The organism is Clostridium swellfunianum (genome assembly GCF_023656515.1).
Classification (GTDB): Bacteria; Bacillota; Clostridia; order Clostridiales; family Clostridiaceae; genus Clostridium_AT; species Clostridium_AT swellfunianum.
The window spans coordinates 923,327-939,972 of sequence record NZ_JAMOFV010000006.1; the positions used below are offsets into that span (position 1 = coordinate 923,327).

At 33.9% G+C, this 16,646-nt stretch carries 16 protein-coding genes; 13 read left to right on the forward strand and 3 right to left on the reverse strand.

Annotated elements, in window-relative coordinates; all coding sequences use genetic code 11:
- The first annotated feature begins 1 nt into the window (after position 1).
- The 4 genes from NBE98_RS04190 to NBE98_RS04205 all read left to right on the forward strand — a co-directional run bounded on the left by NBE98_RS04190 (position 2) and on the right by NBE98_RS04205 (position 5,674).
- On the forward strand, positions 2-688 hold the full coding sequence (locus tag NBE98_RS04190) for an N-acetylmannosamine-6-phosphate 2-epimerase (protein WP_250812894.1): 687 nt from the start codon (positions 2-4) through the stop codon (positions 686-688).
- A 29-nt stretch (positions 689-717) separates the two neighbouring features.
- Positions 718-1,794 carry an SGNH/GDSL hydrolase family protein gene (locus tag NBE98_RS04195; protein ID WP_250812895.1) on the forward strand — a complete coding sequence of 359 codons (1,077 nt, stop codon included), beginning with the start codon at positions 718-720 and terminating at the stop codon, positions 1,792-1,794.
- A gap of 53 nt (positions 1,795-1,847) precedes the next feature.
- The gene (locus NBE98_RS04200) at positions 1,848-2,741 is read left to right on the forward strand and encodes a helix-turn-helix domain-containing protein (protein WP_250812896.1); all 894 of its coding nucleotides are present in this window, start codon (positions 1,848-1,850) and stop codon (positions 2,739-2,741) included.
- 167 nt (positions 2,742-2,908) lie between these two features.
- Complete coding sequence (locus tag NBE98_RS04205) at positions 2,909-5,674, forward strand: Ig-like domain-containing protein (RefSeq protein ID WP_250812898.1); 2,766 nt, start codon at positions 2,909-2,911, stop codon at positions 5,672-5,674.
- 77 nt (positions 5,675-5,751) lie between these two features.
- Here NBE98_RS04205 and NBE98_RS04210 read toward each other — a convergent pair whose 3' ends face one another.
- A complete protein-coding gene (locus NBE98_RS04210; RefSeq protein ID WP_250812900.1) occupies positions 5,752-7,035 on the reverse strand; it encodes a glycoside hydrolase family 18 protein in 1,284 nt (427 codons plus the stop codon).
- A 389-nt stretch (positions 7,036-7,424) separates the two neighbouring features.
- Here NBE98_RS04210 and NBE98_RS04215 point away from each other — a divergent pair, with 389 nt between their 5' ends.
- Positions 7,425-7,901, forward strand: a complete 477-nt coding sequence (locus NBE98_RS04215; RefSeq protein ID WP_250812902.1) for a YbaK/EbsC family protein — start codon at positions 7,425-7,427, stop codon at positions 7,899-7,901.
- A gap of 225 nt (positions 7,902-8,126) precedes the next feature.
- On the opposite strand, the gene NBE98_RS04220 is transcribed toward NBE98_RS04215, so the two are convergent.
- The gene (locus NBE98_RS04220) at positions 8,127-8,807 is read right to left on the reverse strand and encodes a Crp/Fnr family transcriptional regulator (protein WP_250812904.1); all 681 of its coding nucleotides are present in this window, start codon (positions 8,805-8,807) and stop codon (positions 8,127-8,129) included.
- Between the two features lie 91 nt (positions 8,808-8,898).
- Between NBE98_RS04220 and NBE98_RS04225 the strand changes: the two genes are divergently transcribed.
- The 8 genes from NBE98_RS04225 (at position 8,899) to NBE98_RS04260 (ending at position 15,385) form a co-directional block, all read left to right on the forward strand.
- Positions 8,899-9,225, forward strand: coding sequence for a cupin domain-containing protein (locus NBE98_RS04225; RefSeq protein WP_250812906.1), 327 nt, complete (start codon positions 8,899-8,901; stop codon positions 9,223-9,225).
- Between the two features lie 2 nt (positions 9,226-9,227).
- On the forward strand, positions 9,228-9,710 hold the full coding sequence (locus tag NBE98_RS04230; RefSeq protein ID WP_250812909.1) for a permease: 483 nt from the start codon (positions 9,228-9,230) through the stop codon (positions 9,708-9,710).
- 5 nt (positions 9,711-9,715) lie between these two features.
- Complete coding sequence (locus tag NBE98_RS04235) at positions 9,716-10,444, forward strand: permease (protein ID WP_284703696.1); 729 nt, start codon at positions 9,716-9,718, stop codon at positions 10,442-10,444.
- 203 nt (positions 10,445-10,647) lie between these two features.
- Complete coding sequence (locus NBE98_RS04240; protein WP_250812914.1) at positions 10,648-11,100, forward strand: DUF4418 family protein; 453 nt, start codon at positions 10,648-10,650, stop codon at positions 11,098-11,100.
- Positions 11,100-12,305 (forward strand): ABC transporter permease, encoded by a 1,206-nt coding sequence (locus NBE98_RS04245; RefSeq protein WP_250812916.1) that lies wholly within the window; start codon positions 11,100-11,102, stop codon positions 12,303-12,305. The genes NBE98_RS04240 and NBE98_RS04245 overlap by 1 nt, the downstream gene beginning before the upstream one ends.
- Positions 12,306-12,308: 3 nt before the next feature.
- Complete coding sequence (locus tag NBE98_RS04250) at positions 12,309-12,983, forward strand: ABC transporter ATP-binding protein (protein WP_250812918.1); 675 nt, start codon at positions 12,309-12,311, stop codon at positions 12,981-12,983.
- A 396-nt stretch (positions 12,984-13,379) separates the two neighbouring features.
- A complete protein-coding gene (locus NBE98_RS04255; RefSeq protein WP_250812920.1) occupies positions 13,380-13,877 on the forward strand; it encodes a hypothetical protein in 498 nt (165 codons plus the stop codon).
- Positions 13,878-14,065: 188 nt separating this feature from the next.
- Positions 14,066-15,385: a 4Fe-4S binding protein gene (locus NBE98_RS04260; protein WP_250812921.1), complete on the forward strand. Its 1,320-nt coding sequence runs from the start codon at positions 14,066-14,068 to the stop codon at positions 15,383-15,385.
- 278 nt (positions 15,386-15,663) lie between these two features.
- Here NBE98_RS04260 and NBE98_RS04265 read toward each other — a convergent pair whose 3' ends face one another.
- Positions 15,664-16,548, reverse strand: a complete 885-nt coding sequence (locus tag NBE98_RS04265; protein ID WP_250812923.1) for an AraC family transcriptional regulator — start codon at positions 16,546-16,548, stop codon at positions 15,664-15,666.
- Positions 16,549-16,646 lie beyond the last annotated feature (98 nt).

The window sequence follows — 16,646 nt, forward strand, 5'->3', positions numbered from 1 at the left end:
TATGAACAAAATTATAGAAGGTTTAAAGGGAGGAATTATAGTTTCCTGTCAGGCGTTGGAAAATGAACCTCTTCACTCATCTTATATTATGTCAAGAATGGCGTATGCAGCAAAAGAAGGTGGTGCTATTGGCATACGTGCAAACAGCTATGAAGACATAGCTTATATAAAGAAAACGGTTGATCTGCCGATTCTAGGAATTGTTAAGAGAGATTATGAGGATTCTGAAATATATATTACTCCTACCATGACTGAAGTAGATGAATTGGTTAAAGCTAAGGCTGATATTATTGCCTTAGACGCTACAAATAGAATAAGACCAAATAACATTTCACTAGAAGAATTTATTAAAGAAATTCGCAGCAAATATGATGATCTTTTATTGATGGCAGATGTATCTACATTTGAGGAAGGAATCACAGCCTGGAGGCTTGGCTTTGATATAGTTTCTACAACACTTTCAGGATACACTTCTTATACTGAGAAATTAGATGGACCAGATTTTAAGCTTATAAAAGAGCTGTCAGAAAACATTGATAGACCTGTTATAGCCGAGGGCAGAATATGGACAAGGGAAGATTCAGCAAAAGCAATAAATATGGGGGCCTTTGCAGTGGTAGTTGGCACAGCAGTGACAAGACCTAGGGAGATAACAGAAAGATTTGTAAAGGCTTTAAGCAGTCTTTAATTAAAGGTGATGAGGTGGAAAGCAAGCAATTGGATGTTCAAAAAATAGACAAAAACATGAATATAGAAACAGGGAATAAGGTGGAACTGAAATGGTTGTCACCAAAGGAGAAGCCTTTTCAATTAGGGGGATTCCCTTGGTTTGCAAAGGAACATATTTATAGAAGATTGCCTAAGTCACCTAAATATCCAATACCAGAAGAAGTAGATTTATTAGCGAATTGCATAGCAGGTGGGCAGATACGATTCAGAACAGACAGTGAGAAACTTTTTATAAGAGTAAAATTATCAGGCATTGCTAATATGGTTCATATGCCTGCTACAGGTCAATGCGGGTTTGACTTCTATGTTGGCATTGCTGACAAAGTATTTTATTGCAATACAACCAGATATGATCATACTAAGGCTGAATATGAAATTAAGCTTTTTGAAATGAAAAGTAAAGCTTGGAAAAATGTTGTTATTAATTTTCCTCTTTATAAGGGTGTAGAGGAAGTGCTTATTGGAGTAGAAGAAACAGCAGGCTTAGAAGAACCGCATTCTTATACTTCAGATAAGAGAATTATTTTTTATGGTACTTCAGTTACACAGGGAGGATGTGCTTCAAGACCAGGAATGGCCTATACCAATATTATTAGTAGAAGATTAAATATGGAAATATTTAACCTCGGATTTTCTGGAAATGGAAAAGGAGAACCTGAGGTTGCACAAATTCTTACAGAGATTGATAAGCCTGCTTGTCTTGTACTAGATTATGAAGGCAATTGTGTGAGCACTGAACTATTAAGCAAAACCTTAACGCAATTTATTGAAATTTATAGAAAAGCTCATGCCAATGTACCTATATTAGTTGTTTCAAGGGCGCCATATGCTATGGAAAGATTTAACGGTGAGCTCCATAGGCAGCGCCTTGAAAGGAAATTACTACAGAAAAATACTGTAGAAAGCTTCAGGGAAATGGGCGATTCACACATTTATTTTTATGATGGAGAGAACCTTTTAGGTAATGATTATGAGGAGTGCACCGTTGATGGGGTTCATCCTACCGACTTAGGATTTTTGAGAATGGCTGATAACCTAGAGAAGGCTTTACTAGGAATTTTATAGAGTTAAAAAATTGTTTATCTTGCTTTGTTAAAAGGAGATGAGGATTCTTAATTATGAGAGGTTATGAATCAAAAAAGATTTTCCATTTTGATAATTTATATAGACAGAACCCTAAAGAATATAGCCATTTTAGGCTATATCAAATAGGTGATTTAAGCTGTAAAAAAGGCTATTTAATTGAAGAACATGAGCAGGAATGCTTTGAGATAAGCTACATTTATGAAGGCAGAGGAAGTTTTATTATTGATGGAAGCAAATATTTCCTTGCCCAAGGTGATGTTTGCATAAATGCACCTGGAGAACTACATTCAATACATGCGGATGGAGACGAGTATTTTAGATTTTTCTATGTTGGCTTTGATATTAAAAGCAGCAGCAGGTATAAGAAGCTATTTATGGATAAGCTTCGTACCATAAGATATATAGATAAACCTTATTTTGAAGATAAAAACAATATAGGAGAGTCCTTTTTGTATGCCTTAAATGAATTAAGCAATGCAAATGAGTTTAGCGAGTTAATGATTGAAAGCTGCTTAAATAAGATACTCATAAAGACCTTGACAAGCTTATCTAACATAGAGAATCCAATTTATAAGTTCAATAATATTCTGGGAACCAAGAAGGAACTTATATATAATACTATTAGTTACATTGATTATAATATATTTAAAATTAAGAAATTAAAACAGATTTCTAATTCTTTGGGATATAGTTATTCACATCTTTCTCATACGTTTAAAGAGGAGATAGGGGTTACTTTGCAGGAGTATTTCTTAAACAAGCGTATACAAAAAGCTAAAGAGCTTTTAATAGAAAAAAATCAAAGTGTTTCAGAAGTAGCTGAAACTTTGTCTTACCAGTCTATACATTCTTTTAGCAAAGCCTTTAAGAATGCAGTAGGTGTATCACCAGCTGCATTTCAAAGGAATAAATCCATTAAAATATAAAAGTTGTTCATGCTCGCTTTTGTTAGCGGACATGAGCAATTTTTATATAGATTATATCACTAATAATGACAAACTAGAGTGCTAGTTAAAACAAATACATAAAAGTAAATATATGCTAAAATTACAATTGGTTACATGGAAAACGTTTAATTTTAGGGGGAAAAGAAATGTTAAAATCTAGTTTTAAAAAGCATCTGAGTCGAGTCTTAACAGTATTGATTAGTACATCATTAATTTCATCAATACCAGCCAAGGCAGAAGGAAAGCTGCAGAAGGTCTACAGTGAGCCGGTACATATCGGAGCTCCTATACAGTCTATTGCGGCTATAGATGCTGCCTTTGGAATTGAAGATGGAAACAACGTAGTATACACTACGGTATCTGGAAGTGCTAGTTCGGGTACTCCAGCTGTATTTAACGTAGTAGATATGGACAGTCAAAAGTTACTCAGATCCCTTCCTTTAGATGGGGCTTCTAGCTCATGGGCTCATACAAAAACAGAAGATGGTAGTGTATACATAGGGGCATCACATAAATTATTTAAATATTCACCAGTTACAAAAGGCATAGAAGATTTGGGAGTACCCTCCCAAGGTACACAATCCATATGGGGATTAACTACAGATGGAAAAAACGTTTATGGTGGAGTTTACTCAGCTGGATCAGTTTTCAAGTACGATCCTGAAACGAAAAAATTTACTGATTATGGCCAGGTTGACAATGGCAAGACAGCAGGAGATGATGGAAAAGCAGAGCAATATGTTAGATCAATTGCTTATTATAAGGGGCATGTATATGCAGGAACAGGAACTTCTAATGGGAGAGTATGGAAGATAAATCCTAATACAGGAGAGAAAGCTCAAATACAAATCCCTCAAGCGAAGGCTGGAGAACCACATTATGGCTTCTCAAGCAAAATGGGAGCAGTATATGGAATGACAGTAGTAAGAAATTACCTGTTTGCATTTTTTAACGGGCCTTTCTGCACACTTATATATGACTTAGATAAGGAAGAATGGCTGGATGTAAGTATTCCAAATGTAAGAGGCCTTCTTGCTACAACAACAGAAATAGATGGGAAGGTATATTATTCGAATAAGGATAAAAATCTTTATGAGTTTGACCTTGAAACAAAGCAGTACAAATCGGTTATGCCATTTGACTTAAATTTGAGAAGTGGTTCCATAATAAATATAAAGAACAATCCTGAATTTGGTAACAATACCTTTGCGATGATTAATTGGGATGGCTCAGTTATGTTGTTTGACTTTAAAAATAACAAAAAAGCTAATTTGCCTATTCTAGTTCAAGCACAGCCTATAAATGTACAATCTCTTGAAAAGGGACCCGACGGAAAGATATATCTTAGCGGATATATGGGCAGTATAGGAATTCAATACGATACAAAAACAGGACAATCAAAGACCTTCAATTTAGGTCAAGCGGAAGGCATGGGGTCACTTGGCGACAAGATGTACTTTGGGGTATATCCAAAAGCAGAGATTTATGAAATGAATACTGGCTTGGAAACCCCTGCTGTTAAAAAGATAAAAACTATAGATGATGACCAAGATAGACCTTTTGTTGTAACATATGGAGATAATAAGTTGTTTATCGGGACTATAGCTGGTTATGGAAAGCACAAGGGTGCTTTAACAATATTTGATCCTCAAAAGAATGAATGGAAGGTTAATAAAGACGTAGTTGAAAATCAAGGGGTTGCAGGAATCGCGTACAAAAATGGTAAGATTTATGGTTCTACTACAGTCCATGGAGGATTAGGAGAAGCACCAATTGCAGCTAAAGCTAAAATGTTTGTGTGGGACGTAGAAGAAAATAGAAAACTTCAGGAGTTTGACCTTAATATTGATGGAGTGTCAAATCCACAAATGATAAGCGGTCTTTCCATAGGTCCTGACGGATTATTATGGGGAGCTGTAAATGGTGTTATATTTGCAATAGATACGGAAACCTTAAAGGTAGTAAAGAGCAAAAATATCTATCCAGAAGTGAAGGACTATGGCAGATGGAGACCAGTATATTTAAAGTGGTCTAAAGATGGGCTTCTTTATGCTAATGTTGCAGAAAAGCTAACTTGTATAAATCCAGAAACCATGGAGTCTGAATTTATAGTGGATACAGCTATGTTTACACTTAGTGATGATGGAAATATATATTATACAAAGGGTGTAAACTTTTATAGAATTAATGTTAATACAGTAGTGCCTACTGCAGGTATAAGCGTAAACAAAACTACTTTATCATTAAAACCAGGTGAGACAGAGACTCTTCAAGTTATAATTAATCCTGAAAACGCAACAGATAAGGAAGTAAATTGGACTTCAGATAATTTTGAGGTGGCATCTGTTGACAATAATGGCGTTATTAAAGGTATAAAGGCTGGAAAGGCTAATGTTACAGTTACTTCAAAGAATGGTAATTTCAAGGCTGTATGCGAAGTTGTTGTTTTAGCTAATAAAGATATGCTAATTCAGGAGTTAAATAGAGCTAAGGATTTATACAATAAGTCCTCTGCAGGAACTGATGTAGGACAACATCCTGAGAATGCTAGAAATGAACTTAAAAAAGCTATTGATGCAGCAGAGAGTATTGCACTAAAGATTGGAGTTTCACAGGAAGAGGTTGACAAAGCAGTTAGTGATTTAATAGCTGCAGGAAAGGATTTTGAAAAATCTAAAATAGTAGAACCAGAAAAAGATAGTGATGACTCTGTAATTGTAGATCCAGGAGAAGGTACTGACAATTCCAAGGGTACTGAACCTGAAAAAGATATTGAAAATAGCTCAAATGTTTTACCTAAGACAGGCTCAATTATAGATTTCAATCTTATACTTAGCTTAGGAATGTTGGTAATAATAGTAGGATCCATACTATTAATCGGAAAAAATTCTAAAGGAATAAAGAAGATGTAGTTGTAAACCATTAGAGTCCAGACCATGAAGTCTGGGCTCTAAAATTTTAAGGTTTGAAAGGTAGTTAATCTCTATGCTTATCGTTTCACTACATTAAAGTTTTCCTCAATAAGCAGCCAGTTTTGAGGGAAAGAAATTCCTAGCTTCCAATAGCTTACACCTCTGAGACCAAGTTCCTTTACTAGATTAAATTTTGCCTGAATAGACCTGGCGTCTTCAAACCATACTGTATGACGTTTTCCATCTGAGGCGGTATAGTCGAAGTGAGGTGCTTGTGCTCTGGTGTCATAGCTTATTGGTACATTATTGTCTGCTGCTAGTAAAATAGCTTGTTGTGGGCTTACTGCTCTTGCAACACTTCCGGGCACAAAAGGAAGTGTCCAATCGTATCCATATAAGTTTTGTCCCATCATAATTTTAGAGCCTGGCATTTCTGTTAAGGCATATTCCAGAACCTGTCTAACCTGAGGCAGTGGGGAAACTGGCATTGCAGGGCCGCCGCTGTAGCCCCATTCATAGGTCATGATAACAACAAAATCTGCAATTTGGCCATGAGCTCTGTAATCATGTGCTTCATACCACTCACCTGTTTGGGTAGCGCTTGTTTTTGGTGCCAGGGCTGTAGACATTAAAAAGCCTTGCGCGCTTAATCTGGCTTTAGCTTTTCTAAGGAAAGCATTATAGCTTTCTCTTAATTCTCTAGGCAAACGCTCCATATCAAAATGTATGTCTTTAAAATTAAGACGTTTTGCTGTGGCAATGATATTGTTAAGCAAAGTATTTTGAAGCTGCTCATTAGTCAGTATTAATCTTCCAAGTTCCGTGCTGAATTGTCCTTGCTCAAGATTAGTAACTGCCATCAGTAAGATTGCGCCGTTATCCTCTGCAATTCTTCTGAAATTGTTTAAGTTAGGCTCTTTTAAAGTTCCATCTCTTTGGATTTGGAAACTAAAGGGCGCTAAATAGGTTAGATGTGGAGCTGCACTTCTAGCGGATTGCTCTAATACTGGTGAGACTCTGCCTCCAATTGGCTCGGCATATGCATTTATTTCTGCACTTCGTTTTGGTCTCGGCGGAATATACAATCTAAAGCCAACAGAGAGAGGTCTAGCAGGTGATATTCCATTAACCCTTGCAAGAGTTTGATAGCTTATTCCAAATTGCCTTGCAATGCTGTATAAGCTGTCACCTGGCCTAACTTGATAGAAACTTCCAACAATAGGAATCACCAGTGCCTGACCTACAACCAGTCTACCGGGATTTGGAAGTTGATTTGCTCCGACAATAGAGCCAACGGTAGAATTATATGTTCTAGCAATGCTGTAAATGGATTGTCCTGGTTGAACAACATGAATTTGCATAGTTTCTCCTTTTACTTATAAATTCATCCATTATCATCATATGAAGCAGGAGGAGAATTGTACCATGTTTCTAATATGTCAGTTTAATATTTAAATAATTTGTGTAATGAAAAACCACACTAGCTTTTAAATACAAGCAAGCAGCCAAAGCAATTTACCTTGCAAAGCGAAAAGTTAACAATTTAACTTTTTAACAATTTAACTTTTTCTGCTGCGAGGAAAAGAGGACTTAGCTGCAATTCAGTTAGAGTTTTATTAGTAGAGTGTATATATGGATTTAAAACCCCTATTAATTGCACCACAGATTGTAATCATGGCATATTATCAAGTTTTTAAATATTATGCTATAATCTACTAAAGAAATTTTGTTTGAAAGAGGATGAAGCATAATGGCAATTGATAAGGTACGAGAGCACTTAAAGAAATGGAACAGAGAAGATAATATTTTAGAATTTAACGTGTCAAGTGCAACAGTTGAGCTGGCAGCTGAAGCACTTGATGTTGAACCTGCAAGGATAGCTAAAACTATTTCCTTAAAGCAGGGAGAAAGCGCCATGCTGGTTGTAGCAGCTGGAGATGCTAAAATAGACAACAGCAAATTTAAAAGTGAATTTGGTATCAAGGCAAAAATGTTAACACCTGAAGAAGCTTTGGAATTTACCGGCCATGCAGTTGGCGGCATATGTCCTTTTGGGTTGAAACACAAGCTTCCTGTTTTTCTAGATATATCTCTTAAGAGATTTCATACGATTTATCCTGCCTGTGGAAGCAGCAATTCAGCTATTGAGCTCACATGCCATGAACTTGAGGAATATTCCTTAAGCAAAACCTGGGTAGATGTTTGCAAGGGCTGGCAGCAGGAATAAATATAAAGAAGCGGCATGCTTAAGCTCGGGCATGCCTTTAAGTATATAATAAATTGCTAATATTATTGGAGATTACTAGAAGGAAGATTATGCTTCCATTTATACAAAGAACTATGACTACATCAATTGAGCTTAATGAAATAGATAGATTATTTATATAATCTACTTTTCTCATAATAAATAATAGTATACATCCAGAATTTTGCACAACTAATATGAGAAAAGCTATGTAGCGGATTCTATAAGCGCATCATTCTTTATAGTTATTGAATGAGCATCATATTCTATCAAGCCATCAGCTCTCATCTTTTTTAGCTCTCTCAAAAGAGAAGGTCTTTGAACTCCAATTCTCTCAGACAGCTCCTTTTTAGAAATATTTAAAACAATTCTCAAGTTTTTCTGAATATAATATTCATATGTCAGAAAATCTATTATGCATTGTCTTATAGTTTTCATAGTAATTGATTTAATCTTATCTGTAAGTATAAGAGTTTTATCTGATATAGACTGTAGAAACATAACTAAGAAATCTTTGTTCATTTGGCAAAGCTCGAGTATTAAATCCTTTCTTATATGAAGGATTGTACTAGAGCTTTTTGCAGCTATAGTCATAGGATAAGTATTGTTATGAGAAAAAATTAAATTACCCCCTATAACATCTCCTGGCCCAAAGGATGATATAGTTAGTATGTTGCCATTTGAATCAATCTTTTGCACGATTATATTTCCTTTCAAAATAATATCTAAAGTTGAGCACCTTTCATTTTGGAAATAAATAATACTGCCTCTCTTGCATTCTTTAATCTCATAGCATTGTTTATTAAATAAGTTTAGCAATTCATCTGATGAAAAACTTTTAAACAAATCTAAATGTTTAAGCATGTTAATATAATTTTTAATAGCCATAAATAATCCCCTCAAAAAGTAACCATGGTTACTTTTAATATATTGATAAAGATTATAGTATAAATATATGAATCATGAAAGGGGAATTATTATGTTGGAAAAAAATTATGAATTTAAAAGAGTAGATGAAAGGGTGGTTGAAAAGCTAATCGATGACGACAACTTAGCATTAAATCATATGATTTTTACCAAAGGAACAGGATTGCCAGAGCATTACTCAGATTCAAATGTGTATATGCTCGTAGCTAGAGGGGTATTAACATTAAAGTTAAATGATCAAGAGTCTCACAAGTATTCCCAAGGACAGATTATCAATATTCCATATAAAGTGAAAATGAATGTAAATAACTTTGATGAAGAAGTATTAGAGTTATTTGTTATCAAAGCACCAAACCCTAAATATTATGGAGATAGATAGTTATGGATATATTTACAAAAGTCCTTTGGATTGTTACAGGTATTGCCTTTATCCTATCAATGATAAAAGATAAGAATAAGACCTTGAGCTCCATGAGAATGGCAAGAGGTATGATGAAAAATATGATAGGGGAACTACTTGGGATATTATTTTTAATAGGTCTAATATTAACCTTTTTTCCACCAGAGACCATAAAAAGTCTAATGGAGAAAACAAATGGACTAATATCAACTGTAGCTTCTGCTTTAGTTGGAAGCATAACGCTGATACCTGCATTTGTGGCGTTTCCTTTAGTAGGTTCACTTATAGATATTGGATTTAACATTGTTCCTGCAGTTGCATTTTTGACTACTTTAACTATGGTAGGTGTAGTAACTTTCCCGCTTGAGAAAGAAGAGTTTGGTCTTAAGTTTACAGTTGTAAGAAACTCCTTAAGCTTCGGATTTGCTATAGTTATAGCATTAGTTATGGTGGTGTTGATGTGAAGCTGATGAATGTAGCGAAGAAAAATAAATTATTGTTTATGGTGGGTGCAGTATACCTGGTTCTTCTTGTGGCTATGCCCGATAAAGCAGCTCGATCAAGTGAAAACAGCACTTATTATGTAATAGAAATGCTTCAGATTATGCCTGTAATTTTTATATTGACTTCTCTTATAGAAGCGTGGGTACCAAGAGAAGCTATTACAAACAGCTTTGGAGAGAATTCAGGGGTTAAAGGTACACTTTTTTCCTTTGTTTTAGGGAGTTTTTCAGCGGGACCAATATATGCAGCTTTTCCGGTATGCAAGATGCTTCTTAAAAAGGGCGCCAGTGTTTCAAATATTGTAGTTATATTAAGTGCTTGGGCAGTAATTAAGATACCAATGCTTGCAAATGAGGCTAAGTTCTTAGGACCTAAATTCATGCTGATTAGATGGGTATTAACCACAATTTCCATATTTGCTATGGCTTATATAATATCTAAAGCAGTTAATAAAGAAAGTCTAGTAGGTATAGAAGATAAGAAAGAAAGTGAAAGTTCAGCTTTAGCAATTAAGCATCAATATTGCATAGGATGCGGATTATGTGAAAAATTATCTCCGAATACTTTTATAATATCTGATAAAAAAGCAAAAATTATAGTTGGAAATGTAAAGATAGAAGATTTGAATAATATTGAAAATATAAACAAAGCAGTGGAAAAATGCCCTGCTAAAGCTATATACTTTAAAGCATAAAAATAAATTATGATGAATAATAAAAGGGAAGGATAAATTTATTACCTTCCCTTTTATTATTTTAAAGAATGTGCTTAAAATATATCCTGTATTGGATTTGAGTTTGTATAATGTATACTAAAGAGTCAATAATTCTCAAAGAAGAGTATATTTTATTAAAATACTCAGTGCTCAATGCAAATATAATAGGGAGGATAATTAAAATGAAGAATAAAAAAGCTGCAGGTTTAATTGCAATAGGGCTTGGAGTGCTAGTTACCTTAATTCCTGAAGTAATATTTCCGGTATGTACTGATATGATAGAATTGATGAATGGTAAAGCTTTATATATGAAGTGTCACTGGACAGCTATGGCAGAGTTATTGGTTGGAGGGCTTATTATATTTGACGGGATATTGCTTGTTGCATTCAAAAAGTATGAAACACGTCTTGCGCTTAGCATATTGCAGTTTCTACTAGGCGTATCTGTACTGCTTATTCCTACATTGCTTATTGGAATGTGTGAAACAGCTGCTATGGCCTGCAGAGTGGGAACTGAACCTGGGCTAATAGTAGTAAGTGCAATAATTATGGCAGTTTCAATAGTAAATGTTTTTTCTCAGGTAGGTTTTATAAGGTCGCAGCAGCTGCATAAAGAAAGAAGTGTAAATGAGTAATGAAAAAGATGAGGTTGACAACATTTGTAATGGCTATTAAAAACCTTAAAAAACGTTCCTTTAGGACAAAAGGTCTTATAGCTATTACTGCTGTATTAGCATTTACAATTTTTTGTGGAGCATTGCTATCAGAAAGTTTAAGATTAGGCAAAAATTATATGTCAGGCCGAATGGGAGCAGATATTATGGTAGTACCCCGCGGGTGTGCACTTCAGCTTCAGAATACACTTTTAAGAAGTGAGTCTAATACCTTTTATATGAGCGAAAATCTAGAAGATAGAATTTTAGAAATGCCTGGAGTAGAAAAAGTTTCTCCTCAATTATATATTGGGTCCCTAAATGCTTCCTGTTGTACAGTGCCGGTACAGCTAATAGGGTTTGATCCTACAACGGATTTTACAATAAGGTCCTGGATGACAAAGATTGATAGCAGTGAGCTAGGCTTTGGAGAGGTTGTAATAGGAAGTCGTGTAAATGCAGCAATTGGGTCTGACATTTGGTTGTTTGGTCAGCCCCTTAAGGTGGCGGCAACCTTAGATGATACAGGAATGGGTTTTAATTCTTCAGTATTTATGACAATAGATACTGCTAAACATATGATAGAAACATCACAAGAAGCAGCAGTTCATCCTGCAGGAAGTGGAAAAGAGCCTGTGTCAGCATTGTTTATTAAATTGACTAATGACTCAGACGCATCTAAAATAGGCAAAATTATTTTGAACAAATATCCTCAAACAGATGTCGTTATATTGGATGAGATGATGGATAATATTAAATCTCAAGTAAAAAATATAAAAATTTTAGCATATAGCATTCAAGGGCTCTTATGGGCAGCAGCCGTTATAATTCTTATAGTAATATATGAATTTGCAGCAAATGAACGTAAGCGTGAATTTGGATTGTTATTGGTAATTGGCGCTACTCGCCAAAAGCTTGAAAGCATGCTTATGACTGAAACATTGATTATAAGCTTTTGGGGAGCATTTTTAGGAGCAAGTACAGCAAGTTTAATTATGTTTGAATTCCGCATGTTAATTGCAATATCACTAGGAATCCCGTATATGCATCCTACAATAGGGCAAACAATGAGATTAGCTGCTATGAGTATTGTAATCTCATTACTTACAGGTATAATTGCTTGCATCTTTTCTATAAAACGCATAGAACATTTTGAAACCCATATTATGATAAGGGAGTATGAATAAATAATGCTGGAATTGAGACAGTTAAAGAAGACCTATGAAAGAACTAATATGTCCTCATTTACCGCAGTAGAAAATGTAAACATCAAAATTATGCCTGGAGATTTTATCAGTATCATAGGCAGGTCTGGAAGTGGAAAATCAACTATCTTGAATATGATTGCAGGTCTGCTTCGTCCGACCGATGGAAAGATCCTAATAAATGGTTATGATTTATGGTCTATGAATGATACAGCTATGGCAAAAATCCGTAATTCTAAGATTGGATATATACCACAGGGACCTAGCCTTCTTTCGAATCTATCAATATTAGATAATGTTCGCCTGCCCTTTTGCTTTTTACATAAAAAAGGAAGTGGTATTGAGCCTGCAATGGCTCTTCTAGAGGAGATTGGCTTAAAAGATTTGGCTGAAAGATATCCAGCTGAGCTTTCAGGTGGTGAAATGAGAAGAGCAGCTATTGCTCGAGCACTTATAAATAATCCTGAAATTTTAATTGCAGATGAGCCTACTGGTGATTTAGATGATGAAACTACTAAAGAAGTAATGAAATTGTTTTATGATATAAATTGTAATGGTACTACAATTCTTATGGTTACTCATGAAAATGAGATTGCGACCTTAGGTAACAGATTATTCATTATGTCTTCAGGAAAATTGATAGAGAAAAAATCAAAATAGCTTATATATCCTAATTAAAATTACTATTATTAGTAGAGAAGTAATTAGGATATATAAGCTGTTTTTAATGAGATGTTAATTATTAAAACTGACTTTATATTAAATTTATAATGTACGTATATTATCTTGCTTTACAACAAAATAGAACTTAACATTTTCCGCATCAAAACTTGTGCTTAAAAAATCATGGTTTCCTTAGCTTAGGTTTCTATTGTAAATAAAATTTAATAATAAACAATTCAGCAATTGATGATATTATCTCGGAAAAGAATAAAACATTTGCAATTTCATCACAATTACAACACTATTTAATCGAAAAGATTGGTTAATATAAAAATGTACCGCAAAGATGGTAATAACAATATAAAAAAAGAATTAATGAGGAGGAAATTGAGAATGAAAAAGAGAAACATTATAACTGCTTTAACACTTACTATGGCTATAGGCATGGGGGCAACTGCATATGCTGCGTCAGCAGACAATACAGCAGCCGCTGGATCAGGGCAAAGGTTAGGCTTAGGAAGAATTACATCTATGAGAGGGTACGATAATATAACTAATATACTTAAGAATAAGCTAGGTATATCAGATTCTGATATAATAAATGCTAGAAACTCAGGAAAAACACTTTATGACTTAGCTGAAGAAAAAGGAATGACTGATGAGCAGTTAAAAACATCATTACTTGAAGAGAGGTCAAAGGCTATTGATGATGCGGTAGCTAAAGGTACAATTACAAAGGATGAGGGAGAGAATTTAAAAGCAAAATTAAATGATAATATGCAAAATTGTACTGGAAACTTTGGGCAAGGACAAGGTCAAGGCAGAGGCCAAGGTGGTAGAATGATGGGTAATGGTCAAGGACGAGGTTGTATTGCTACACCAAGCAAATAATTTCATAGGTGATACAAACTAATTTATTAAAAGAGGATGTCTTAGTACAATCCTCTTTCTATTTTTATAATGTGAAAAAATAACTTTATTTCATATAAATTCACAAATACATCACACATTTATGGAAAATAGAACAAAATATATAGCTATAATCTTTATATAAAATTGGATGAGGGAGTGAATTAATAATGAAAAAATCAAAGAAAATAATAATGCGAAGAGGCATACAAATATTCTTTTTTATGTTTATTGCATTGGTATCATTAAATCATAGTCTAGTTGAAAGAGGTATGGAAATACCACTATTGTCATCTATTTCTCTTCATGCATTATGTCCTTTTGGAGGAGTAACAACCATATATCAATTTTTAACTGCAGGAACTTTTGTTAAAAAACTACATGAGTCTTCTCTTGTATTGATGGCAATAGGCATATTATTAGCAGTTTTGTTTGGTCCAGTATTTTGTGGATGGGTATGCCCTTTAGGCGCATTTCAAGAGTGGATTTCTAAAATAGGAAAAAAGATTTTTAAAAAAAGGTACAATAAATTTATACCATATAAATACGATAAATATCTAAGATACTTAAGATATATTATACTTGTTTGGGTAGTATACATGACTGCTGCCACTGGGAAAATCGCTTTTGAGGCCTATGATCCATTTTATACTTTATTTAATTTGTGGAGCTCAGAACTAGCAGTAAGTGGTTTAATAATTCTTATATCAGTTGTATTAGCTTCTTTATTTGTTGAAAGGCCTTGGTGCAAATATGCTTGCCCTTATGGTGCTTTTCTAGGTATATTCAATTTGTTTAGAGTGTTCGGAATAAAGAGAAATAGTGCAACCTGCGTATCCTGTAAAAAGTGTGATAAAAGCTGTCCAATGAATATAAATGTATCTGAGACTAGTGCAGTAAAAAATCATCAATGTATATCCTGTATGAAATGTACTTCAGAGGAAACATGTTCAGTATCAAGCACAGTTAATTTAAGCAGTAATTTATCAGGAAGAAATTTAAAACCATTAACTGCAGTAATAGTTTCGGTTGTAATACTTTTTGGTGGCATTGGAGTATCTAAAATCTTCAATGTATGGATTACAGAATCTACAAAGATACCTGCAAAGTATACAAATGGAGAACTTTCAGGTCAGTTTAATCCTGCAGATATTAGAGGGTCATATACACTTAACGACATAAATAAATCTTTTGAAGTGCCAGTAAAAGATTTAGCTGAGGCTTTTGGAATTAAAGAAGTAAAAGATTTAGGAAGTTTTAAGGTGAAAGATATTGAGAATATATATGCACAATATAAACAAACTGAAAAGGAAATAGGAACTGAAAACGTAAGATATTTTGTAGCTCTTTATAAGGCTTTGCCATATGACATGCCTTTAGATAAGTATCTTCCACAACCAGCACTGAAGGTCTTGGAAAATAGCGGGAAACTCACTGAGACACAGAAGAAGTATGTCCAAAGCCACCTAGTTTCTGTACCAAGCAAATAAATGTATGATTATATCTGAAATGATTCTTTTAGAGGAATCATTTCAGATATAATTGCTTATTTAAATTTGTCTAATTTGTTGTAATCAAATCAGCTTAGTATGCTCTTAATTTACTTCACATCTTTTATAGTTTTCTCAGCAAAGCTGTTGTTAACAATTTTGCTGTAAGGTGGTCTTTCAGTTATCAAGTCAGCAGAAAGATGATATCTTAATAGAAATAAGTACGGCGATGCAGGTTTCTTTATTGCAATCAAGATAAAGAATTACAATTAAACTGGTTAAAAGGAGCTGCGGGAAGTAGTGATATAATTCTTAGGACTAAGCCCAACCATTTTTTTAAAACACTTAGAAAAATGATTTATGTCTTTGAAGCCTACTAAATACGCAATCTCAGTTATAGATTTGCTTGTGGTTTGGAGAAAATCAATGGCTAAAGAGATTCGATAGTTTATTAGGTATTGATGCAGGGAGAAGCCAGTATGCTTAACCATTAATCTGTTTATATAAATAGGGTGAAAATTAAAATATTCTCCAATTTCTTGGTTAGTTATCGGATTATGATAGTTTTTATGAATGTATTCAATTATTAAATCTATTTTATTGTTCATCATATAAGAGTCTGTATTTGATGTTGAAAGACATCGAGCAATATCACATAAGATAGAAAGAAAGCTGCCTCGTATTTTATGGACATAATGTTTTTTTCTAGTCATATATTCATTTATTAGTTCCATTAGCCTGCTTTCAATAGATTGCATATTTTTTAAATGAATTAGCTTATTAAATCCATTTAAATCATTAAACTCAATCACTTCTGAAATTCTTTCCTCATCAAAAATATTTGCTTTTTCTGGCGGTATAGGATAACTTATATCACTTTTCATGCATGTAAAATCAAAACTAATAGCTATGATAGACAGATGATTTTGTGAATCAGTGTGTATGCTGTATTTGATTCCTGGTCTCCACAAAAAAAGATGACCTTTCGCAGCCTCATATCTAATATCATTAATGGTGAAGGCACCTTTTCCATCGTATATGTACATAAGTCTGTAATCATAGGCTTTAACCTCTGTTAGTAATGGATTAGTTTCAACACTAAAGAAACGAGGGTATCTGATAAAAGGATTGATTTCATCAAAAGACATTACTATTCGATTCATCTGAATACCTCCATAAAAGGTTTACTTTATACTAATAACGGTTTGCTTTATATATATATATAAGCATGTATACCGTATATAATCAAGCTATAAATAAA

Bases quoted from the DNA above. Each gene is read 5' to 3' on its own strand.
- NBE98_RS04190 (WP_250812894.1), top strand. From the start codon at position 2: ATGAACAAAATTATAGAAGGTTTAAAGGGAGGAATTATAGTTTCCTGT.
- NBE98_RS04200 (WP_250812896.1), top strand. From the start codon at position 1,848: ATGAGAGGTTATGAATCAAAAAAGATTTTCCATTTTGATAATTTATAT.
- NBE98_RS04205 (WP_250812898.1), top strand. From the start codon at position 2,909: ATGTTAAAATCTAGTTTTAAAAAGCATCTGAGTCGAGTCTTAACAGTA.
- NBE98_RS04210 (WP_250812900.1), bottom strand. From the start codon at position 7,035: ATGCAAATTCATGTTGTTCAACCAGGACAATCCATTTACAGCATTGCT.
- NBE98_RS04215 (WP_250812902.1), top strand. From the start codon at position 7,425: ATGGCAATTGATAAGGTACGAGAGCACTTAAAGAAATGGAACAGAGAA.
- NBE98_RS04220 (WP_250812904.1), bottom strand. From the start codon at position 8,807: ATGGCTATTAAAAATTATATTAACATGCTTAAACATTTAGATTTGTTT.
- NBE98_RS04225 (WP_250812906.1), top strand. From the start codon at position 8,899: ATGTTGGAAAAAAATTATGAATTTAAAAGAGTAGATGAAAGGGTGGTT.
- NBE98_RS04230 (WP_250812909.1), top strand. From the start codon at position 9,228: ATGGATATATTTACAAAAGTCCTTTGGATTGTTACAGGTATTGCCTTT.
- NBE98_RS04235 (WP_284703696.1), top strand. From the start codon at position 9,716: ATGAATGTAGCGAAGAAAAATAAATTATTGTTTATGGTGGGTGCAGTA.
- NBE98_RS04240 (WP_250812914.1), top strand. From the start codon at position 10,648: ATGAAGAATAAAAAAGCTGCAGGTTTAATTGCAATAGGGCTTGGAGTG.
- NBE98_RS04245 (WP_250812916.1), top strand. From the start codon at position 11,100: ATGAAAAAGATGAGGTTGACAACATTTGTAATGGCTATTAAAAACCTT.
- NBE98_RS04250 (WP_250812918.1), top strand. From the start codon at position 12,309: ATGCTGGAATTGAGACAGTTAAAGAAGACCTATGAAAGAACTAATATG.
- NBE98_RS04255 (WP_250812920.1), top strand. From the start codon at position 13,380: ATGAAAAAGAGAAACATTATAACTGCTTTAACACTTACTATGGCTATA.
- NBE98_RS04260 (WP_250812921.1), top strand. From the start codon at position 14,066: ATGAAAAAATCAAAGAAAATAATAATGCGAAGAGGCATACAAATATTC.
- NBE98_RS04265 (WP_250812923.1), bottom strand. From the start codon at position 16,548: ATGAATCGAATAGTAATGTCTTTTGATGAAATCAATCCTTTTATCAGA.